Raw genomic sequence first — 22,021 nt, forward strand, 5'->3', positions numbered from 1 at the left:
GATGGGGCAAATCACGCTGGAGGGCATGGAGTTCTTCGCCTTCCACGGTTACTACGACGAGGAGCAGAAGATCGGCAACAAGTACGGTATAGACCTGATCATTAACACCGACCTTCGCCGCGCCGCCGAATCCGATAGCCTGGACGAGACGGTTAACTATGAGGTGCTATACGCGCTGGTGCTGGAGGAGATGAAGACTCCGGCCCGCTTGCTGGAGCACCTTGGCCACCGCATCATCGACAAAGTATACGAGCGGTTCCCCTTCGTGCAGTCGGTGAAGGTGAATGTGTACAAGTTTAACCCCCCGCTCGGCGGCATCTGCAAATGGGCTAAGGTTAGCTTGGAAGAGGCAAGGTAAAAGATTTACTTATTGATAAAGAGCAGTCGGTTCAGAGATGAATCGGCTGTTTTTGTTTTAGAAGGACTTTATACTTTTATCCCCCTTCTGGCGCCTCGAAAGGTTTCGGGGTGTCCTTTTGTGGTGTTGAGTTTGTAACGCAACTGTAGCCATACTTTATACTTTCATCACCGTTGCTTTCTGTAGCTTGACACAAGCTATACTTGCTAGTTGCTGCTGATCCTCAGTCTTACGAACCTATTGTTTCATTTTATACTTAGCTCCCTCCAGCCCGGGAGGGCTCGTCCTCGGGCATCGCGCTGTGTTCCCTCCTGCGCCAGGGCGCTGCCCTTCGGGCACCGGATCTCACAAGGCGCTCAACCCAAGGACTGGGAACAGTTTTCGATAACCATCGCTATACCACTTGAACCGGACTCCCTCTCCTGTTTTGGGGGTAGGGGCCCTCGAGAAAAGGAGAGGGCTGGGGAGAGGTGAAATTCCCCTCCTGGGAGGGGCTAGGGGTGGGTTAACACTTTTGCTGATGACATTCATCCCCAACCATGAAACTTACACTTCAACATCACTAATTACAGGCTCCCCTCCTTGGACTACCGAGAACGTGAGTTCGAAGGTAGCGAGCGCAGCTCTGAGGGGCTAGGGGTGGTTGGACCAGGTACTTCATTTCTTGCTCGGGCCTAGTGAAGTAAGTACTTCTAAAAGCTAGGGGGAGAAGCAATTACTTCAGACTAATTTCAACAACTCCGTCGCTGCCGCAAAGGCTGATTTCTTACCTTCCTTCACCTCTGCTGCAATTACCGGCATTTGCTGCTTTACCTGCTCATGTGCGTAAAAATTATCTTCCAGCCCCTGCCGGATGGCTTCGTACATCCACTGCAGGTTCTGGTCGTGTCGCTTTTTCTTAAAGAAACCATTGGCCTGGGTGAGCTCCAGGTAGTCGGCTATGGTTTGCCAGATGGTGTCGAGGCCGGAATGTTGGAGGGCGGAGCAGGTGCTGACTTTAGGTGACCAGTTAGAAGCTCCCAATGGGTACAAATGCAATGCACTCTGGTACTCTGCACGGGCAGCTTTGGCCTTGCCAATATTCTCGCCGTCGGCTTTGGTTATCACAATGGCGTCAGCCATTTCCATAATGCCCCGCTTGATGCCCTGTAGCTCATCGCCGGCACCGGCCAGCATCAGTAACAGGAAAAAGTCCACCATGGCATGCACGGCCGTCTCGGACTGGCCCACGCCCACGGTTTCCACGAAAATAGCGTCGAAGCCAGCGGCCTCGCAAAGTATAATGCTCTCGCGGGTGCTGCGGCTTACACCGCCCAACGACTTACCTGCCGGCGAGGGGCGGATAAAAGCCTGCGGGTTGATGGAGAGGGAATCCATGCGGGTTTTGTCGCCGAGGATGCTGCCGCCGGAGCGCTGGCTGGTAGGGTCTATGGCCAGTACAGCCAGCTTTTTGCCCTGCTCTTTAATCAGATAGTTGCCGAAGGCTTCAATAAAAGTGCTTTTGCCCACGCCCGGCACACCGGTTATACCTATGCGCACCGAGTTGCCTGCATGGGGCAGTACTCGGTTCACCACCTCCTGGGCCAGCTCCTGATCTGAGGTTAGCCGACTTTCTACCAGCGTGATGGCACGACTCAGCATTACGCGGTCGCCGGCTAAAATGCCTTCTACATACTTTTCGGGGCTAAATCGTTTGGCCAAAGGGGGTAGGGGTTTGGTGTTAGCAAGTCATACTCTTTTACAAAAATAAGATTTATAGGTTGCCGCGCCATCTTAAGTTTAAACATCCCTGAAAGTATAAAAATTAAGGCCAGCCTCTGAAAAAGGAGGCCGGCCTTAATTCATACTTGTATTTTATAATTTACTTGCCGATACCCTGCGCGAAGTTTGGCAGGCCCAGATCGCTTTTTTGCTTGCCCAGGTGGAAGCCATCATCCACATACCTGGCGGCTTCACCTTTTGCGTTCGGATTATGGATGACGCCCAGGTAGTAATTGTCCTGTCGGGCAACGTAGACCTTGCCATCCGGAGCGAGTTGCAGCGCCCCGACGCGGCGGCTTTGGGAAGTGCCAACTACCACAGCGGACTTTGCGATGGCCTCCGGACTACCGGCCTTCAGGTCGAACTGCACGACTTGCGCCTTGCCGCCGCCCACGCCGTTGGCTGTACCGTAAAGCTTGCTACCATCCGGTGAGAACACCACACCGTAAGCCTCCTCAAATCCTTTCAGAAGTATAGGGTTGGAGACCTTGCCGGTGCGGCGGTCAAAATCCAGTATCTCGAAATTGCTGGCAGCATCCCAAAGGGCGGATGCTAGTTTGGTGCCATCAGGTGAGGCATTCAGGTAGCCGATCGCCTTGCGGTTGGGGCCACCATGCACGGTGCCCACCATACTCATAACAGGCCTCGTCTCTACCCCCTCCTCAGTTACCAGGAAAGCCATGTAACCGTTGCTGTTCCAGCGGTGCGCAATTACCCACCAGTCGCGGTTGTTGCTGTGGCGCACGGCAGTTAGCTTTTCAGTGGCCGGAGCTATTAGGAAGTTGTTCCGAGCGATGATGTCGCCTTTGCCCTCCTGCTTTGCCATGTCTACCACGCTGTAGCGGAGGCCGTCTGTCTGGGCCTGTATATCCGTTGTGAAAATATAATAGATGTTTGTGCTGCCGGGCTTCGGAAGTATAAGCGCCGACTGCGTAGAGGATTTACCACCCATCAGGCCATTACCGTTCGGCATTACGCGGTGCTCCTTGTTCCAGACGGTTATGCCGTTGGTGTAGAACAGCAGGTTACCTTGAGCGTCGGAGATCGTGGCGCTGCCCTCCTCAGTAAACAGTCTGCTATTGGTGGCCGTGGCGGAATCACCTGAGAAAATGATGCCGGCACCTTTGCCAAAGTACCAGTTGTTTCGCTCGCCCTGCGCCTGTGCGGCAAAGCTGCTAAAGGTAAGTATGGCCGCGGCGGCTATGTGTCTTAGTCTGATCATAGGTTCATGTTTGTTACGTAAACGATTTGTTTGCAAACGTAGTGCCAAGTATAGGGGAGAGGTTTTTAGTGTTTGGTGTACTTGCTGATTTACTTTTATACTTTGGCTATACCTGGTAGCTGATGCTGATCTTCAGTTTATACTTTAACTATACTTAGTAGCTACTGATTTATGGTTGGATACAAGCTATCCTTGCTAGCGGCTGCTCATCCTCAGCCTTACAAACGGCTTGTTTCACCTCTCATCTTGGCTCCCTCAAGCCCGGGAGGGCTCGTCTTCGGGCATCGCGCTGGGAGCTTTTCCTTTGCTCCTGCGTCGCAATGCCCTCACGGGCACCGGATCTCACAAGGCACTCAACGGAAAGACTGGGATCAGTTCGATAGCCACCGCTGAAGGAGCACCAGCCAAGTCCCCCTTTGAAGGGGGGAGGGGGATGATAATCGTCTGTTGAACTCCCTCTCCTGTTCTTAGGAGAGGGCCGGGGTGAGGTAAAATTCCCTTCTCGGGAGGGGCAGGGGTGGGTTTACACATTCCCAGGGACAAGTAGCGACCTGTCCATGCTAGACCGGCAGCTATGCATTTATACTTTAGAATTGGCTGCTACAGAACTAAATCATATAAAAAAAGAAGCGCTGATACTTGGCGCCTCTTTTTTCCTTTAATGCTATGAAATCAACTTCTACCTGTGGCTTACTTCTGCAACTCGAACTCCTGTAGCTCCATTTCCAGCAGTTGCGGGTGAAGCGAGAAAAGTTTGAGCAGCACGCCATTGGTCCAGCCGAAGCCATCTTGGTTCGGGTACTCGCCGCCGCCGGCTTGCAGGCTTATGTCTGCCACGTTATACTTCTCCATCAGCTTGCCAGTGTTATGGAACACCACTTCGTTCAGTTCCGTCCAGCGTTGCGCCACGGTGTCGGCCAGGGCATTGTGCTTATAGTTGCGGAGTGCCTGAATGCTCATCCACTGCAGCGGTGCCCAGCCGTTCGGCGCGTCCCACTGCTGGCCGGTGCGGTGCAGGGTGGTAACCAAACCGCCTGGCTGCAGAAAATCCGCCTCCAGTTTTTGCGCCACGGCATCTGCCTGTTTCTTTTTGGCCATGCAGAAGTATAGCGGAAACACAGCAGCCAGTGATGGGATGTTGGTGGTGGTGCCTTTCACGAAATCGTAGTCATAGAAGAAATCGGCCTCATCGCTCCAGTTATACTTGAGCAGCGCGTCGCGGCGTGCTTTGGCGCGTCGCTCAAATGCCCTGGCTTCGGCCTTGTTCCCGTTCAGCACGGCCATCTCCTGCAGCGTCAGCTCCACGTGGTAGAGCAGTGCGTTCAGGTCTACAGGGATGATCTCGGTGGTATGAATAGTGCCGAGGTTTTGGGCATCGGCAAACCAGCGGCTGCTGAAATCCCAACCCGACTCAGCGGCTGCCCGGATGTTGCGGTATACTTCCTCCGGGTTACGTCCTGATTCTTGTGCCAGTTCCACATCCTCGCGGTAAGACTCGGGACGCGGCTCTGGCTGGTCGTCCCAGTAGCGGTTCAGGATGCTGCCGTCGGGCATGCGCACCACACGGCGATGCGAAGTATTAACGGCTGAAAGTTGTTCGGCACCATCCATCCAGAAGTCATACTCCTTGCGCAAGGCGGGGGCGTAGGTTTTAAGTACCTCACGGCCTTTTTGCTGCGCCAGCACCCGCAGCATAAGCGCGTAGAACGGTGGCTGGGAGCGGCTCAGGTAGTAGGTGCGGTTTCCGTTGGGTATGTGGCCGGTGGTGTTGATTAGGTGCGTGAAGTTATCGACCATACTTTGAATAAGCTCCGTTTCGCCGCTGGCCTGCAGGCCGAGCATGGTGAAGAAGCTATCCCAGTAATAGATCTCGCGGAAACGGCCACCGGGCACAATATACTTCTTCGGTAGCGGAATAAGGGAGCCACCATCGGCGCCGGGCTCACGGGTAAGAATGGGCCAGAGGCGCTCAATGTGCTGTGTTACCGACAAGCTGGTGTCGGTGGTGAAGCCGGAGGCTGGCTGCGGGGGCATCTGGAAATACTCCTTCACAAAAGCCTCTAAATTAAAGCCCTGCTGGTTTTTCTGTTGCTGATAAGCCTCTAAGATTTGCCTGGGAGGGGCAAGTGGCACTGCATCCGGAAAAGTTTTAGAATCCGGGAATACATGATGCAGCTGTACCTGCTCAAACAGCTCGCCAAGGTCCTGCTCCGGCCTGTACAACTCCTGTGCCCGCAGCGGCTGTATAACGAAGGTAAACGGTAGTAGTAACAGAAGAAAAAAAGTTAGTGTGCTAAAAGTATACCTCATGTCTTGCTCTTTTATTTTGTGAGTGATTAGATACTCATACGCAATTTGCGAGCAAGGCGACAAGTATACTATTCGTATGGGTAACGCACAAACGAAACCTGTCCCATCGCATCCTTTTCATACCTGGCTACAGCAAATTCTTGAAATCGTGCTTCAAAGTTGCTTTCTCCAGGGTATACTTCTGTAGGAAAAGGCTTGTTATTCAGGAAGTAATATATTTTGGTATTGCCATATTTGGTGTGCGGCATGTAATCACCGTAAGCCTGCATCTGCTGCCAGAGCGTGTCCTCCACCGTAACGGCGTAAATTCTAACGACTGGGCCGGTATTGTTCTCGTTGCGGTACATAGCCACTTCCTTAAAATCACCCTCCAGATCATCTACACTGGGAATAGAAAGGGTGTCGTAAATGAACCAGCCAATGAGGGCTATAGATAGGGCGATGAGGATGTGCTTTAGTTTCATGATATAGTAAACTATGCCTGTTCGTTTTTGTTTTTGAGAAGTATAGCGGTGGCAACATACAACAAGGCAGGTAATCCCACCCACACCAACTCACTTTTGATCACCCGCCAGCCCCACTGGCTGAAGAAGTTTCTCACTCCAATAGGCGAAACCTGTATCGGGCGCCAGGGCAGAAAGTAGCGTGTATCGTCAAACGGCGCAAACACTGCTACTCCCAAGCCACCGTTTGTTAAGGCATCCAGCAGAATATGGGAAGCGGTGCAAAGCGAGAAGAAAAGTATAAGCAGAAGCCCTGGCTTGCTGGTAAGTTTTGTGCCTCTGTAGAAAACAGCCGTTACAGCTATCCCCAACAGCAACGCAAAAACCAGTGAGTGCGAGAATCCCCTGTGCCCGAACATGTGCTCGTAGGGCACGCCAAACTTGAACATGACCACATCGGCATCGGGAAGGATGGTGCAGAGAATGCCCAATATCCAGAATTTAGCGGAAGTATACTTGTTGGGGTACGTTTTGCCGAGGGCTATTGCCGCGAGGGCATGGGCGAAAGCTGAGGCCATGGGTGTGTGTTGGTTTATTAAGTGAAGATAAGAAGAAAGCTGGAGAAGATGTATGGTCTAAAAACTTTAGGGGCAGCATTTCGTCTTCTGAGTGATGAGTACGAAGTATAAACTTTCAAATCCTGATAGTATTTTCTTTATTACTCTAACTGTGGTTGAGTGGGCGGATGCATTTACACGCCGCGATTACTGTGAACTGGTTTGTGAGAGCATTCATTTCTGTCAGCAAAAAAAGGGATTAAACCTTTATGGCTGGTGCATCATGACCAACCACGTGCACCTGATCTGCTCCGCCCCCAGACTGCCTGATGTGTTAAGAGATTTGAAAAAGTATACGTCGCGTCACTTGGTGGAAGCGATCAAAGCAAATCCAAAGGAGAGTCGGAAGTATTGGCTGTTGTGGATGTTCAAAAGTGCAGCAGCAAAAAGCAGCAGCCATGGCGATTATCAGTTTTGGCAATTGGCAGGGCACCAGATTGAGCTCAGCACCAATCAAATGCTGGAGCAGCGGCTAGAGTATCTACACCAGAATTCCGTGAAAGCCGGTTTCGTAGAGGAACCTGAGCAGTGGTATTACAGCAGTGCAAGGGATTATGCCGAGGAGAAGGGGAGGTTGGAGGTAATCTTGATAGAGTAAATTCTAAAAACAAAACCTGGCGCCGGAATCTATCCGGTGCCGAGGGTGGGGTTGAGTCTCCAGACTCACTTGTACAAGTATAAAAGCGAGTCTGGAGACTTGCTACACACTTTGCGTCACCGGTTGGATACCGGCGCCATAGAGTAAAGACACCAGAGAATAAAAAGCCGCAGCTGAACTAGATCAACTGCGGCATAAATTTTATTAGAAATAGCTTACGCTTCCACTCGCTTTATCAGCTTCTCCAAAATATTCTGTGCGGCCACCGAGATAATCGTGCCCGGGCCAAATACACCTTCAGCGCCTGCTTTGAAAAGGAAGTCGTAGTCCTGTGCCGGGATAACGCCACCTACAATTACCATAATATCCTCACGGCCTAGTTTGCGGAGCTCCTCGATGAGTTGCGGTACCAGCGTTTTATGACCGGCTGCCAAACTGCTTACGCCCACCACGTGCACATCGTTTTCGGCGGCTTGCATGGCTACCTCGGCTGGTGTCTGGAACAATGGTCCGATGTCTACGTCGAAGCCGAGGTCGGCGAAGGAGGTGGCGATTACTTTGGAGCCGCGGTCGTGGCCGTCCTGGCCCATTTTAGCAACCATAATTCTTGGCCTGCGGCCTTCCAGTTCTTCAAACTGATCGGCTAAAGCCTTGGCGCGTTCGAAGTTTTCGTCGTCGGTTAGTTCTGCGGAATACACTCCTGATATGGCTCTGATGACTGCTTTATGTCTGCCGTATACTTTCTCCAAAGCATCGGAAATCTCTCCTAAAGTGGCTCTTCTGCGTGCTGCTTCTACCGCCAGGTCCAGTAAGTTGCCTGTTCCGGATTCTGCTGCATCCGTTAGTGCCTGTAGTGCATTGGCTACTGCACCCTCATCACGGCTCTCTTTTATATTTGCCAGACGGCGCAGCTGCGATTCACGAACAGCGGTGTTGTCGATGTCCAGGATCTCGATTTCCTGTTCCTGCTCTGGTTTATACTTATTCATGCCAACAATAATGTCCTTGCCGGAATCTATGCGGGCCTGCTTGCGAGCAGCGGCCTCTTCGATGCGCATCTTTGGTAGACCAGTCTCGATGGCTTTGGCCATGCCACCGAGTTCTTCTACTTCCTGCATCAGCGCCCATGCTTTGTGTGCGATTTCGTGCGTAAGTGCTTCTACGTAGTATGATCCACCCCAAGGGTCTACCACATTGGTAATGTGCGTTTCCTGCTGCAGGTAGATCTGTGTGTTGCGGGCAATACGAGCCGAGAAGTCTGTTGGTAGGGCAATGGCCTCATCAAGTGCATTGGTATGCAAGCTCTGTGTGCCACCCAATGCAGCAGCTAAAGCCTCCACGCAGGTGCGGGTCACGTTGTTAAACGGGTCCTGCTCGGTTAAGCTCCAGCCGGACGTCTGGCAATGTGTTCTTAAAGCCAGCGATTTCGGGTTCTTCGGGTTGAACTGTTTGATCAATTTGGCCCACAACATACGTGCCGCGCGCATCTTGGCAATCTCCATAAAGTGGTTCATGCCGATGGCCCAGAAGAAGGACAGGCGCGGCGCGAAATCATCAATATCCATCCCAGCTTTTAAGCCGGTCCGCACATACTCTAATCCATCTGCTAAAGTATAGGCCAGCTCAATGTCGGCGGTAGCTCCGGCCTCCTGCATGTGGTAACCTGAAATAGAGATGGAGTTGAAGCGCGGCATCTTCTTAGAAGTATACTCAAAGATGTCGGCGATGATTTTCATACTTGGCTCCGGTGGGTAGATGTAGGTGTTGCGCACCATGAACTCCTTTAGGATGTCGTTCTGTATGGTACCTGAAAGTTGCTCCGGCTTCACGCCCTGCTCTTCGGCTGCCACAATGTAAAACGCCATGATTGGAAGTACGGCCCCGTTCATCGTCATAGAAACCGACATCTGGTCCAGCGGAATCTGGTCGAAGAGGATTTTCATGTCCTCCACCGAATCGATGGCTACACCGGCTTTGCCCACATCACCCACCACACGCGGATGGTCGGAGTCGTAGCCGCGGTGCGTGGCCAGGTCAAATGCTACCGAAAGTCCTTTTTGTCCTCCGGCCAGGTTACGACGATAAAAGGCATTGCTTTCCTCGGCAGTAGAGAAACCGGCATACTGACGGATAGTCCACGGCTTTTGCACATACATGGTGCTGTACGGTCCGCGTAAGTATGGCGGTAAACCGGCAGCAAAATCCAGGTGTTCAAAGTGGCTGGCATCCTCGGCAGTATAGTATGTTTTTACCTCGATCTGCTCCGGGGTTTTCCAGGGCTTTGACTGCATCGGGTCTTTCGGCCCATGCGTTGCCCCGGCTACCTTTTGTATGTCTATTTTAGAAAAGTCAGGTTTCATTCTTTTTAATTTTGAATGAGTGATTGAGTGAATGAGTGAATAGGTTATCCGATCAATTCATTCGCTCATCAAAATCATTATTCTTATAGATTAAAATGAGTTGCTGGTGAAGTTTAACTTAAAATAATTCACTCAACCACTCATTCACTAATTCAGCATTTATCTAGCTCGCGTGCTCAGAAGTAACGACCCAGCGGCCCTCAAGCTTCTTCCATACCTGCGACGATACGCCGCCCATCAGGCGCTTGCCATCAAGCTCAATCTTCCAATGGAAAACAAAGTATACGGCCTCTTTGGAAATCTGCTCGATGTGGAGCGGCTCATAAGTATAAACACCCATTTTGCTGCGGTCCTGGAAATCCTGCAGAAACATCTCGTACACTTGCTGGTAGCCCTTCTCGGTACCATTCTTGCTAATCCAGAGCATCTCAGGAGAGTTCCAGTAGTATGCCATGGCTGTTTCCAGGTTTCCGCTGTTCCACGCAGAAACCTGGCCCTCCAGCGCCTGCCTCACTTCTTGTACGGCATCGCCTTTGGGCATGGTGAAGGATGAGAGTACAGTTGCGATAGCCATGGTTAGGAGAATAATATATCGTGATTTCATCGGTTAATTCTGAATGTGAGATTGAGTGGATGAGTGAATAAAACAAATATTATGTCATTTCGAGCACAGCGAAAAATCTCTCACAGCTACGCTGGCAAGGCATGTCGAGAAGACAGGTAACGCAGTATCCAATCGTTCACTTATTCACAATTCAGTTGTTCGTTCCGTGTAGCTTCTGGTGCACCAGGCGCATGATGTTGGATACATCGCAGTCTTCGAACAGGAACTCATCATAGCCATGTGTAATCATCTCGTCTTTCAGGTGCTTCGGGTCGTCAGCCAACAGAATGAGCGGCTTGCCGTCGTGGTGGCGCAGCTTCGGGTCGAACTCGCGGGCGTAGGCAGCCTCGGAGGTAGAAACGGCCACCACATCGGCAGCGGCATGAAACAGCCTGTCGGAGGCGTCCGCGGCGGTGCTGTACTGCTGTACTTCCGTCTCGAAGCCGGCGCAGCTGAAGAACTCCTGTGCAAAAGAGGCGTTTACTTGCCGCTGCTCTGACTGACCGATCATGGCTATAATTGCTTTCGGACGACGGTTCAGCTTTCGCAGGTGCAGTTCGGTGGCCATACGCATCACCTCTGTAGGGTAAGCGGCGCGGGTGGTATCAAACTCGGCACTTTGTATCAGCTCCTCCGGGTTAAAACTGATTTTCTCTTTCGGGTTCGGGTATTTATTAGTGCCTACCATCACATCGCGGCCGGTTGCAATATTGCGGAACTTGCGGCGGCTTACCTCCATGATAGAGCCAAGTATAAACCCCTGTTGATAGGCATCCTCAAAGCCACCCATACTTTCCACCTGCTTAAACAGTTCCCAGGCTTTCTGTGCTAAAGCGTTTGTCAACGACTCCAGGTAGTAAGATCCGGCGGCCGGGTCAATCGCTTTGTCCAGGTAAGCCTCTTCCTTCAATATGATGGACACGTTACGGGCGATACGCTCCGAAAACTCGTCTGATTCTTTAAACGTGCTATCGAAAGGGGAAACGGTGAGGGAATCGCAGCCGGCAATTACGGCGGACATGGCCTCGGTGGTGGTGCGCAGCATGTTCACGTACGGGTCCAGGGTGGTTTGGTACCAGCTGGAGGTAACGCTATGGATGCGGAGCTTGGCGGCCAGCGCAGGCTCTGCCTTATAGGCCTCTACCACGGCGGACCACAGCAGGCGCAGGACGCGCAGCTTGGCAATCTCGAAGAAGTAGTTGGTGCCAGCGGCCATTACGAACTGCGTGTTGCGCAGCACCGACTCCAGGGGCTCACCGGCCGTTGTCAGCTTATCGATATAGGCCACGGCGGCGCTTAAAGTATAGGCTATCTCTTGCGCGATAGATGCCCCGATGCCACTGAAGCTGGTGCCGTTAACGGTAACGCCGTAGAGCTCCGGGCTGTCTTTTGTCAGCTCCAGCGACTTAATGATCGCCCTACTTTCCTCATGGTTTATTTTGCTCTTTACAGACAGCGGATCGAAGTTGATGAAGCCCTTCAGGTTGCGATGCGATACCTGCCGTGCCTCCAACTCATCGTACAGCCTGATCAGGAAGCAATCCGGCTGCTCCTTCACCTCATAGCTGACAGTATGCTCGCCCAAGTCAATCCTGCTGACGAGGTATGCCGTATCAAAAAGCTCCGGCTGGTGTATTATAAAGTAAATGCCGTCCGCGCCTCTTTGCAAAGCACCGGCGGCCTTATCGATGGCGTGCCTGCCGTTGCCGTGCACTTCTATCTGCTGCACATTCTGCCAGCCGTTATCTCCGGCTTTATCGCCCCGCAGAAACGGGAAATCACCGGGTTTCTGGCTGGTAAATGGCAGGTCGGCTATGTCTTCCTTTGTATAGTATGGTTTTATGTCAATGCCCTCGTAGGTGAGCCAGGTCAGGCTTTCCAGAGGCGTGTCGCGTAGGTCTTTGCGTGCTTTCTGCTCCCAATCAGCTGCTGTGCCCGGGGTGAACTCGGCAAACAGGCGCTGTTGGTTTTGCTGCTCGTCAGTTATCATGCTTTTGTTCTAATTTCGTGTAAAGATAGACTTTTATACTTTACGATGTAAGGCTGTTCCAAGGCTATATCTCTTAATCGCTATACTTTAATCCAGCCGTTCCTGATACGCCTGATATACCCAGTACCCGATCAGCAACCAGACTATAATAATAGCGCCTGCCATTACATAATTCGGCTGCCGCTCGTGCATCTGCTCTCTGGCTTTCTGGCGGTGGTAGTGCAGCAGAGGAGGCGGGATCAGCTTGATGGAGAGCCAGATGCCAAGTGGTAATAGCAGCAGGTCGTCGAGGTATCCTATCAGCGGGATAAAGTCCGGAATAAGGTCGATAGGACTAAAGGCGTACGCCACGGTTATCAGCACCATCACCTTGGCGGCAAAAGGCATACGTGGGTCCTTAGAGGCAAGGTATAGGGTGTAAATGTCCTCTTTCAGTTGCTGTACAAAATCTTTCCATTTCCGAAGCATGGTAGGTTGTACGGGAGAAAAGGGCTTTAAGTAGAGAGGGGGGGAAGGTATACTTGCAAAAGCAGCAGGGGCAGCCGTTATGGCTGCCCCTGCTGCTTGTTACTGAACTATCGAGTTATAGTAGTTTACCAATTGCACCAGGTCAGGCGCCTTGGTGAAGTTCGTCTTATTCTCTTTGAGAAATGATCGCATGGCTTCCTGCTTATCCTCGAAATGGGCTAGCGTTTCCTTCTTCTTCTTAGTTACCTCAACCAGAGTCAACTGATTTGCCTTTTTAATGTAAAACGACTCTTTCTTCACAATTCGGTCGACTTTGCTGCCGGCGTTCAAGGCCACATTATAACTGGCGCGAATAATTTCGGTATCTATCTTTCTGAAAAGGCTCATATCTTCGTCGCTCACCAGCACTTCTACGAAACCAATGGCTGGTTTACCTTCTATGGTTAGGCCAGCATTCACAGCATTTACAAAGAGCCTTTCTCCCATAAGCGGATCTTTTACCTTAAAAGCATCTACCACAGCGCTGTTGATTACCCGCATTTGGTCTGGAGTTGGGTTAGCCACTTTTTCGGAATTGATCAGAAACTGGTTGTTCTCTATATCATATTTGAAGCTTTGAGTTTCTAATAAGCGGTTCAATGTAATAAAGAGCTGGCCTGATGTCCAATCATCCGTCAGGTACACATTGCCAATGGTTGTAGGGGCAACAGCATCCAAGGCATCTGGTCTTACGGTTCGGTGTTGGCCGAAACCAGATCCTACGTTTGTGGCAAGTCCTCCGATGTAAGTGGGCATTGAAGTACCCTTGCCTGAAAGTACTGACTGTGCATCCGCATTACCGGAAAGCATACAGTATACCAAAGCAGGAGCGAAGAACTTAATACTTGTTTTAATCATAGCAGTAGTTTTGGGGTTAATGATAAAATAAAATAAAAGTTATAACAAATATACTTTAAGCGCAAACTTTTTCATCCAAAAGTGCCCCTTTTATCTATTTCACTACCAGCTTCCCGCTGCCAACCGGCTTAAAGCGACTATAGATAGTGTAAAAGTATAAACCACTGGAAAATGAGGCCGGCCTGGCAAAGTGGTTCTTCCCGGGTTTTAGTTTAAGAGCTGCTGTCCTTTTGCCATTGGCATCGAAAAAGTGCACGAACATTCCCGGCATGTCGGGGGCCTCCACGATAAACTTATTGGCAACAGGGTTGGGGTAAAGTGTGAACCCTGGCTCTTTCAGGCCGCCTTCGGAGGAGGTGGGCTGGTGCTCGCCAACATATACATAGGTGAATTCCCAGGCGGCGCTAGGGTAATAGGAATCGGACTGAGGGTGTTTTTCTTGAGATAAAGCGGATAAGGCTATTATATACGGATGTTCCCGTACCATTTCCGGGGCAGGTGTGAATGACACAGTTACAGCTTTTCCATCAGCAGAGTCGCGGACGGCCACGTTGACAGGCACTAGCTCCAGGGTGTCAATCTCGCTGTGGAGCATGGCTTTAACGGACGTAGCGCTGTTAGGGTGTTTCCGTAGGAAGTACTCCAGTTTGAAAAGCTCACCCGGCTTCACGTTCACAGAGCCGTCATCGTTCTGCGTGAGGCGGCCTTTATTCAGCAAGGCCAGGCTTGGCGCGATATCTTTTTCTTTAGGCGCTATGATGACCATAAAGTCTGCCACTCCCAGCCCCTGTACCAGGCCGTTGCGGTATTCTATCATCTGTACGGCAATGGCGTACCTGCCAGCTGCTGCGGGAGCATCCCACCTCAGTTCCCCATACTCATCAATAGTCAGCCCATTGGGTATCTCATAACCTGGCACATTTCTTATATTACCTTCTCTGTCTTGCATCTTAAGGGTTACAAGCTGGTAGATAAGTTTGTCGCCGTCGGCATCGTATGCGGCTAAATTGTGCTTTAAAGGCTCACCCACACTTCCCTCCAGAATAGGTAGGCCTGCCAGGTGGATGCCATGGCGGTTAGCGCTCAGCGGGTTCGCGATTACGGTGGTATAAGCGTAATAACTCAGTATATCTGAAGGTGACTGCATGTTGAGGATGTTGTGATCCCTGTTCGGCCCGATCCATCCCACAGTGTAATTGCCTGGGGTGGCATAGGTATACGTCCAACGGAACAGCTCCAAATCGTAGACATCGTTATACCTTTTAACTGAGGCCCGAGGTACAATTACTGAGTTTCCGTCACCCATCTGAGCAGTAATATCAGGGTCCTCCGCTGTAGAAAAATGGTTGGTTATTAATGTTAGCGTAAAGTTGAAATTTCGGGGATTCTGCGGATCGACAGTATAGCTGATAAAACCACCATTAATGTGGGTGGCTCGCGCCAACACAGGCAGCAGCAGGAACGCTAATACGCTGAGGTATAGTTTTGTTTTCATAAGTATGCGAGGCAATGGTCTAATGGACAATATACATAAGTATAACGATACTGTAGATTTTTATATTTAATTAATTTGTGAAAATAATTATAATTTATGCGGTGCAAGTAAAGCCGCATAGAACCTATACAACTTGGTTGGTGTTGGAGAGGCTGGTAACTTTGGAGCCAAACCCTATATAAGCCCATGAAAAGTAATTTCTCTAAAGTGCTGGCTGTGTTGGCGCTTTCGTTAAGTATAGCCGGCTGCCAGCGCCCATGGGTAGCCTCACCCTCCCTGAGTGAAACCGATGTGCCGGTAGACCAGTCCATCGCCCCAGACCCGGAAATGGAGGCGCAGATAGCCCCTTATCGCGAAGAGGTAACCATGAAGATGTCGGAAGTGGTGGGTACCGCGCCCGTGGCCCTGAGCAAGGGAGACTACGAATCGCCGCTGGGTAATTTTGTGGTGGATCTGCAACTGGAGCAGGCCGCACCACTCTACAAAAAGCCGATAGACCTGTCGCTGACTACAAACGGCGGCCTGCGCGTGCCGCTGCCGGAGGGCAAGATTACAACGGGTAATGTATTCGAGCTGATGCCTTTCGAGAACGAGCTGGTGGTACTTACCCTGAAAGGAGAGACGGTAAAGCAGCTGTTCGACTACGCCGCCGGGCGTAAGAATGCCCCCATCGGCAACGCCACCTATACCGTGCAAAACGGCAAGGCCACAGCCATCAACATCGGCGGCAAGCCTTTCGACCCGGGCAAGACTTACACGTTGGTTACTTCCAATTACCTGGCCGGCGGCGGCGATGACCTGAGTATGCTGAAGAATGCGGTGAAGTATGAAAACGTGGGCTTGCTGCTACGCGATGCTATCCTGCAGCACATACGGCAGCTAACCGAGGCTGGCAAACCAGTTACAGCCGATACTACAAAAAGAGTGACCATCCTCCCTTAACCATACTTTAAAATGAGAAGAAGAGACTTTCTGAAAACTACGGCAGTAGGGGCGGCTGGTATCAGCCTGCTGGGCGTTCCGTTCTCTGCCGAGGCCGCGCAAAGTATAAACCTCACCATCCTGCACACCAACGACCAGCACTCGCGCATCGACCCTTTCCCGGACGACGGACGCAAGTATGGCGGCATGGGCGGCATGGCCCGCCGCGCCAGCCTGATAGAGCAGATTAGAAAAGAGGAGGCCAACGTGCTGCTGCTGGATTGCGGCGACATCTGGCAGGGCACGCCATACTTTAACTTCTTTGGCGGTGAGCTGGAGTATAAACTCATGAGCCAGATGAAGTATGACGCCGTCACCCTCGGCAACCACGACTTCGACAACGGCCTGAAGGGGCTGGAGAAGATGCTGCCGCACGCTGAGTTCCCGTTCCTGAGCGCCAACTACGACTTCAGCAAAACCATACTTCAGAACCGGTTTGCACCTTACAAGGTGTTTGAGAAGCAAGGTATAAAAGTTGGTGTTTTTGGGCTGGGCATTGAGCTGGCGGGCTTGGTAAGCCAGAACAACTACGGCGAAACATTGTACCTCGATCCGGTGGCCACGGCCCGCGAAATGGTGCAGGAGCTGCGCCAGAACCAGAAGTGTAACATGGTAGTGTGTCTTTCACACTTGGGTTACAAATATGAGGACGGTAAGATCGATGATGTAACACTGGCCCGGCAGGTGGAGGGTATCGATCTTATCCTGGGCGGCCACACCCACACGTTCCTCGATCAGCCGGAGCTTATCCGGCATGCCACTGGCCACGAAACGCTTGTGAATCAGGTAGGCTGGTCAGGTATCTTCCTGGGGCGGCTGGACTTTAGCTTCAGCAAAAAAACAATGCAAAAAACTGACGTGAGAACGGCCGTTCTGCCTGTGAACATACCTGTAACAACTTCGTGAAAAAATAATTTTTTGTTTACAGATAATTGAGCAAATTTGTAACCCCCTGCCAATAAAAGGAGCCGTTTGTTACACCAAGCATATCTTATGTAGTTTTGGAAAATTGGATGATCAAAGACTGTTCAACTGTATGGCATAACTGCCTCCAGGTGATAAAGGAAAACATTGGCGAACAGAGTTTTAAGACTTGGTTCGAGCCGATCAAACCTGTGTCCCTGCGCGACAGCGTACTTACCATACAAGTGCCCAGCCAGTTCTTTTATGAGTGGCTGGAGGAACACTATGTGCAGCTTCTGAAGAAGGTCATTTACCAAGAGCTTGGCAGCGAGGGCCGCCTAGAGTACTCTATTATAGTAGATAGAGGCAACGATGGCAATAAACCGCAGACGGTAAATATTCCGACTAAAAAGATACCTGCCGCTGTAGTAAACTCATACAAACCGGAGCAAAGCTTTATTAAGAGCCCGTTCGAGTCGAAAACCATCGACCGTAACTTCCTTAACTCACAGCTTAATCCAACCTATAACTTTGAGAACTACATTGAAGGTGACTGCAACCGCCTGGCCCGATCTGCGGGTTATGCCGTGGCCAATAAACCAGGTACCACTTCTTTTAACCCCCTGATGATTTACGGCGGGGTGGGGCTTGGTAAAACACACCTGGTGCAGGCCATCGGCAACCACATCAAAAATAGCAACCCCGAGAAGTTTGTGCTGTACGTGTCATCCGAGAAGTTTGCTAACCAGTTCATCGAGTCTGTTAAGACAAACAACATTCAGGATTTTGCCAACTTCTACCTTCTGGTAGACATTCTGATTATTGATGACGTGCAGTTCCTGAGCGGGAAGGAGAAGACGCAGGAAATGTTCTTCCACATCTTCAACCACCTGCACCAGTCGGGCAAGCAGATCGTGATGACTTCAGATTGCCCGCCACGCGATCTGAAAGGCCTGGAGGAGCGCCTGCTGTCCCGCTTCAAGTGGGGCCTTACCGCCGACCTGCAGAGCCCGGACTTCGAAACGCGTATGGCCATCATTCACAAGAAGATGCAGAGCGATGGCATCGATATTCCGGATAACGTGGTAGAGTACCTGGCTTACAGCGTGGACACGAACGTGCGTGAGCTGGAAGGCGTGCTGATTTCCCTGATCGCGCAGTCGTCGCTGAACAGAAAAGAGATTGACCTGGAGCTTGCCAAGCAGGCCCTGAAGCATATTATTGAGGATGTGGAGACAGAGGTAAACCTTGACTTCATCCAGAAAACCGTGGCTGAGTACTTCCAGGTAAGCCTGGACTCCCTGAAAGCCAAAACACGTAAGAAAGAGATCGTGACGGCGCGCCAGGTGGCCATGTACTTTGCCAAAGAGTTCACCAGCCACTCGCTCAAGTCCATCGGTTACCATTTCGGTGGCCGCGACCACAGCACCGTAATCCACTCAGTGCAAACCGTATCCGACCTGATCGACACAGACAAGAAATTCAAAGCCAGCATACAGGAGCTTCAGAAGAAGTTTAAATCCAAAGCGGGCTAAGCCTGGAAGTATAAACCAGGTATAAAAAGAGCGGCGGCCATACTTTGCAAAGGTATGGCCGCCGCTCTTTTTATACTTTAAAACTGCTGTTGGCGCAGCTTACACGTTGTTGCCTACGTTGTCAGTTAGTTCAAACTCGTGTAACTCGGCCATATCGCGGATCTTGTTCTTAATGCGGTCCAGATCACGTTTCTTGCGCACCTGTTTCAGGTCCAGGTATACTTGCTCGCCATCTTTCAGCGTAACCCGCAGTGCCAGCGGCGTAATATGCACCGCAGCTATATCCGGGATCTGGATGATATGCTTGGTACGGAACACACCAAATTTCTGCACAATGTACTGCGGCGTAACCTCAATGTAAGACTGCACTCCAAAAATAGAGGTGTTTTGCAGCATCACATAAAAAAAGAAAACTACCGCCAGGCCAAAGAAAGCATAGTACAGGTAGCTCTGCTCATAAGTGCGGTCTGCAGAGAAAAGCAGCATAGCGGCCCAGGCCAACCAAAACAGTGTAAGTATAAGTTGCACTGTAAAAGAGAGTTTTGCATTACGCGTGGGGCTTAACTGCACAATCAACGTCGATCGGGCACTACTACCAGATACTGCCATTACTATATAATTTTGTGAAACATGAGTGGCCGGAAACGGCTGCCTGCAATATAGTAAAATATTACAAAAGAGTGGCCTGTAGTGTTATTTCGGGCACCGCGTTCAGCGCCTTTGACACAGGGCAACCTTTCTTGGCGTCCTGCGCCAGTTGCTGCAGTTTCTCATCGTCCAGCCCCTCGGCCTTCACCTCGGTATTTAGCTCTATTTTGGTGATGGTCGGCGCCCCGTCCAGCTCGCCCAGGGTTACCACGGCCTTGGTGTGTATGTACTCCGGCGTCAGGCTCTCTTTTTCCAGGAGCCCGCTCAGAAACATGGAGAAGCAGCCGGAGTGGGCGGCGCCTATCAGTTCTTCCGGCGAGGTGCCGCTCGTGCTGTCGCCGAAGCGGGAGGCGAAAGTGTACTTTGCCAGGAAGGCTCCGGTTGCTGATTTTACTTCGCCTTCACCGTTTTTCAGGCCTTTGTCCCAGCGTGCTTCTGCTCTGTGTTTTCTCATAGTCTGTGTATGTTTATAGTTAAATAAGTTTCTGTATAACTAATACTGCGTTTGCAGGTTTAGGTTGATGCCCGCCTAATTTAGAAGGATTTGCGCTTATGTTGTCTGCAGGTGTGGCATTGCGGCATTATCTGGTTATCTTTACTTTCTACTAAAGCTGATTGTATGGGTGTTAGAGCGTTGTTGAGTAAGCCATTTGCGGCCTATGTGCACCGTAAGAACCAAAGCTGGATAGAAAATCCGGCAGAGGCGCAGCAAGCTGTTTTCAAGGAGATTATAAACAAGGCGCAGGGGACAAAGTTTGGCCGAGACCACGGCTTTGGAAGTATAAAAACGCATGCCGATTATGTACAAGCCGTGCCCGTGCGCGATTATGAGGCGCTTTTGCCATACTTTAACCAGGTAAAGGAGGGTGGGCAAGATGTGCTGTGGCCCGGCAAGCCGCTGTATTTGGCTAAAACATCCGGTACCACCTCCGGCACGAAGTATATCCCTATTTCCTCCGACTCCATCTCTAACCACATTTACGGGGCCCGCGATGCGCTATTGGCCTATGTATATGAAACCGGCAGGTCCGCGTTTCTGGATGGCAAGATGATCTTCCTTTCCGGTAGCCCGGAACTGGAGGAAGTGGGAGGCATAAAAACCGGCCGCTTATCCGGCATCGCCAACCACCACGTGCCAGGTTACCTGCGCACCAACCAGCTGCCCAGCTACCGCACCAACTGCATTGAGGATTGGGAGTCCAAGCTCGACCAGATCATAGAGGAGACTATCGACCAGAACATGACACTGATCTCGGGTATCCCGCCCTGGGTGCAGATGTATTTTGATAAGCTGATCCGGCAGACGGGCAAGCAGGTAAAGGATATTTTCCCGAACTTCGGCCTTTTTGTGTACGGGGGCGTGAACTTTGAGCCATACCGTAAAAAGCTGTTCGAATCCATCGGCAGGCAAGTAGATTCTGTGGAGACTTTCCCCGCCTCGGAGGGCTTTTTTGCTTACCAGAACAGCCAAACCGACCCGGGGCTGCTGCTGCTCCTGAACTCCGGCATCTTCTACGAGTTTATACCTGCTGAGGAGTATTTCAACGAAAACCCAACACGCCTGACGATAGACCAGGTGGAAACAGGTGTAAACTATGCCCTCGTAATCAGCAGCAACGCCGGCCTCTGGAGCTACTCCATCGGGGATACGGTAAAGTTTGTGTCTACAAAGCCTTATAAGCTGATCGTGAGTGGGCGCATCAAACACTTTATCTCAGCCTTCGGAGAGCACGTGATAGGCGAGGAAGTGGAAAAGGCCATGAAGCTGGCCATGCAGAAATTTAAGGAGGTGGAGCTGATCGAGTTTACCGTGGCACCATTTGTGAGCCAGGACCAGGGCCAGTCGTACCACGAGTGGCTGGTGGAGTTCTCGCAGAAGCCGCACAGCCCCGACGCCTTCGCCGAGGAACTGGACAAGCAACTGCGCCAGCTAAATTCGTACTACGATGACCTGATAGCGGGCAACATCCTGCAGAAGCTGAAGCTGACTTCGCTGCCGAAAGGCGCTTTCCAGAAATACATGAAGTCGCAGGGCAAGCTAGGCGGCCAGAACAAGGTGCCAAGGCTGAGTAATGATAGAAAACTGGCTGATGGGTTGCTGGAGGTGAGTAAGGAGGCATAAGCTCTTAAAGTACAGGTGGAAAATTTGCAGTACCGGGTCCATCCACCCCTGCCCCCTTACCGAAACAAGTCCGGGATCTGCGACTTAGTTTAGGAGGGAAGCTGTAGACGATGAACCCACCCCTAGAGCTACGCTCGCTAGCTCAAAACTCATGTTTTGGCTAGTCCAGAGGAGGGGATTTTTCGGCAGATGTAAACCCACCCCTGCCCCTCCGAGGAGGGGAATTGATCTGAAGCTGCGTCAGCTTTGGCTATCGAAATGATTCCCAGTCTTTCCGTTGAGCGCCTTTGGAGTTTTTCCGGTGCCCGTGAGGGCATTGCGACGCAGGAGCAAAGGAAAAGGTCCCAGCGCGATGCGGGAAGACGAGCCCTCCCGGGCTGGAGGGATCCAAAGCAAGCGATGCAACGATAGCCTTTGTAAGACTGAGGATGAACGGCGGCTAGTAAGGATAGCTTGTTTCCAGTTGCAGGAAGCAGCGGCTAGGGAAGTATAAAGTACGGATTGCGCGGACTAGGAAGTCCGCGGCAGGAAGGTTCCGGACAGGGATGCCCGGAACAGCGAAATTGACAGGTGTAAGAGAATAGCCAAAGTATAAAGTATGGCTACAGTTGAGTTACAAACTCAACATCATAAAAAGACACAAGTCTGAAGACTTGCGCCAGAAAAGAGGGGAAAGTATAAAGAGAGCATCTGCTAAAGTTGCTCCCAA

The 22,021-nt window shown here is 51.2% G+C and carries 19 protein-coding genes; 6 read left to right on the forward strand and 13 right to left on the reverse strand.

What is annotated here, in order from left to right:
- The first annotated feature begins 1 nt into the window (after position 1).
- Positions 2-358, forward strand: coding sequence for a dihydroneopterin aldolase (gene folB, locus OO017_RS02000; protein ID WP_266050757.1), 357 nt, complete (start codon positions 2-4; stop codon positions 356-358).
- A 720-nt stretch (positions 359-1,078) separates the two neighbouring features.
- Here the strand turns inward: folB and meaB are convergent.
- The 5 genes from meaB to OO017_RS02025 all read right to left on the reverse strand — a co-directional run bounded on the left by meaB (position 1,079) and on the right by OO017_RS02025 (position 6,672).
- Positions 1,079-2,059 (reverse strand): methylmalonyl Co-A mutase-associated GTPase MeaB, encoded by a 981-nt coding sequence (gene meaB, locus OO017_RS02005; RefSeq protein WP_266050758.1) that lies wholly within the window; start codon positions 2,057-2,059, stop codon positions 1,079-1,081.
- 160 nt (positions 2,060-2,219) lie between these two features.
- Positions 2,220-3,341 carry a WD40 repeat domain-containing protein gene (locus tag OO017_RS02010; RefSeq protein WP_266050759.1) on the reverse strand — a complete coding sequence of 374 codons (1,122 nt, stop codon included), beginning with the start codon at positions 3,339-3,341 and terminating at the stop codon, positions 2,220-2,222.
- Positions 3,342-4,031: 690 nt separating this feature from the next.
- Positions 4,032-5,651 carry an alpha,alpha-trehalase TreF gene (treF, locus tag OO017_RS02015; RefSeq protein WP_266050760.1) on the reverse strand — a complete coding sequence of 540 codons (1,620 nt, stop codon included), beginning with the start codon at positions 5,649-5,651 and terminating at the stop codon, positions 4,032-4,034.
- A 68-nt stretch (positions 5,652-5,719) separates the two neighbouring features.
- A complete protein-coding gene (locus OO017_RS02020; RefSeq protein ID WP_266050761.1) occupies positions 5,720-6,115 on the reverse strand; it encodes a hypothetical protein in 396 nt (131 codons plus the stop codon).
- An 11-nt stretch (positions 6,116-6,126) separates the two neighbouring features.
- Entirely contained in the window at positions 6,127-6,672 is a 546-nt protein-coding gene (locus OO017_RS02025; RefSeq protein WP_266050762.1) for a metal-dependent hydrolase, read from the reverse strand.
- Between the two features lie 94 nt (positions 6,673-6,766).
- Between OO017_RS02025 and OO017_RS02030 the strand changes: the two genes are divergently transcribed.
- On the forward strand, positions 6,767-7,309 hold the full coding sequence (locus OO017_RS02030) for an REP-associated tyrosine transposase (protein WP_266050763.1): 543 nt from the start codon (positions 6,767-6,769) through the stop codon (positions 7,307-7,309).
- 215 nt (positions 7,310-7,524) lie between these two features.
- Here the strand turns inward: OO017_RS02030 and scpA are convergent, their stop codons facing one another.
- From scpA to OO017_RS02060, 6 genes are all read right to left on the reverse strand, one after another.
- Entirely contained in the window at positions 7,525-9,669 is a 2,145-nt protein-coding gene (gene scpA, locus OO017_RS02035; RefSeq protein ID WP_266050764.1) for a methylmalonyl-CoA mutase, read from the reverse strand.
- 163 nt (positions 9,670-9,832) lie between these two features.
- Complete coding sequence (locus OO017_RS02040; protein WP_266050765.1) at positions 9,833-10,273, reverse strand: YybH family protein; 441 nt, start codon at positions 10,271-10,273, stop codon at positions 9,833-9,835.
- Between the two features lie 151 nt (positions 10,274-10,424).
- The gene (locus tag OO017_RS02045) at positions 10,425-12,263 is read right to left on the reverse strand and encodes a methylmalonyl-CoA mutase family protein (protein WP_266050766.1); all 1,839 of its coding nucleotides are present in this window, start codon (positions 12,261-12,263) and stop codon (positions 10,425-10,427) included.
- 87 nt (positions 12,264-12,350) lie between these two features.
- Positions 12,351-12,731 carry a YkvA family protein gene (locus tag OO017_RS02050; protein ID WP_266050767.1) on the reverse strand — a complete coding sequence of 127 codons (381 nt, stop codon included), beginning with the start codon at positions 12,729-12,731 and terminating at the stop codon, positions 12,351-12,353.
- 99 nt (positions 12,732-12,830) lie between these two features.
- Positions 12,831-13,628, reverse strand: coding sequence for a hypothetical protein (locus tag OO017_RS02055; protein ID WP_266050768.1), 798 nt, complete (start codon positions 13,626-13,628; stop codon positions 12,831-12,833).
- A 94-nt stretch (positions 13,629-13,722) separates the two neighbouring features.
- Positions 13,723-15,123, reverse strand: a complete 1,401-nt coding sequence (locus OO017_RS02060; protein WP_266050769.1) for a T9SS type A sorting domain-containing protein — start codon at positions 15,121-15,123, stop codon at positions 13,723-13,725.
- A gap of 186 nt (positions 15,124-15,309) precedes the next feature.
- On the opposite strand from OO017_RS02060, the gene OO017_RS02065 reads away from it, so the two are divergent.
- The 3 genes from OO017_RS02065 to dnaA all read left to right on the forward strand — a co-directional run bounded on the left by OO017_RS02065 (position 15,310) and on the right by dnaA (position 18,542).
- Entirely contained in the window at positions 15,310-16,065 is a 756-nt protein-coding gene (locus OO017_RS02065; RefSeq protein WP_266050770.1) for a 5'-nucleotidase C-terminal domain-containing protein, read from the forward strand.
- A gap of 12 nt (positions 16,066-16,077) precedes the next feature.
- Positions 16,078-17,010, forward strand: coding sequence for a bifunctional metallophosphatase/5'-nucleotidase (locus OO017_RS02070; protein WP_266050771.1), 933 nt, complete (start codon positions 16,078-16,080; stop codon positions 17,008-17,010).
- 107 nt (positions 17,011-17,117) lie between these two features.
- On the forward strand, positions 17,118-18,542 hold the full coding sequence (dnaA, locus tag OO017_RS02075; RefSeq protein ID WP_266050772.1) for a chromosomal replication initiator protein DnaA: 1,425 nt from the start codon (positions 17,118-17,120) through the stop codon (positions 18,540-18,542).
- Between the two features lie 99 nt (positions 18,543-18,641).
- Here dnaA and OO017_RS02080 read toward each other — a convergent pair whose 3' ends face one another.
- The gene (locus tag OO017_RS02080; RefSeq protein ID WP_266050773.1) at positions 18,642-19,070 is read right to left on the reverse strand and encodes a hypothetical protein; all 429 of its coding nucleotides are present in this window, start codon (positions 19,068-19,070) and stop codon (positions 18,642-18,644) included.
- 142 nt (positions 19,071-19,212) lie between these two features.
- Positions 19,213-19,644 (reverse strand): OsmC family peroxiredoxin, encoded by a 432-nt coding sequence (locus OO017_RS02085; RefSeq protein ID WP_266050774.1) that lies wholly within the window; start codon positions 19,642-19,644, stop codon positions 19,213-19,215.
- A gap of 165 nt (positions 19,645-19,809) precedes the next feature.
- On the opposite strand from OO017_RS02085, the gene OO017_RS02090 reads away from it, so the two are divergent.
- Positions 19,810-21,312: a GH3 auxin-responsive promoter family protein gene (locus OO017_RS02090; RefSeq protein ID WP_266050775.1), complete on the forward strand. Its 1,503-nt coding sequence runs from the start codon at positions 19,810-19,812 to the stop codon at positions 21,310-21,312.
- Positions 21,313-22,021 lie beyond the last annotated feature (709 nt).

The organism is Pontibacter anaerobius (assembly GCF_026241195.1).
Classification (GTDB): Bacteria; Bacteroidota; Bacteroidia; order Cytophagales; family Hymenobacteraceae; genus Pontibacter; species Pontibacter anaerobius.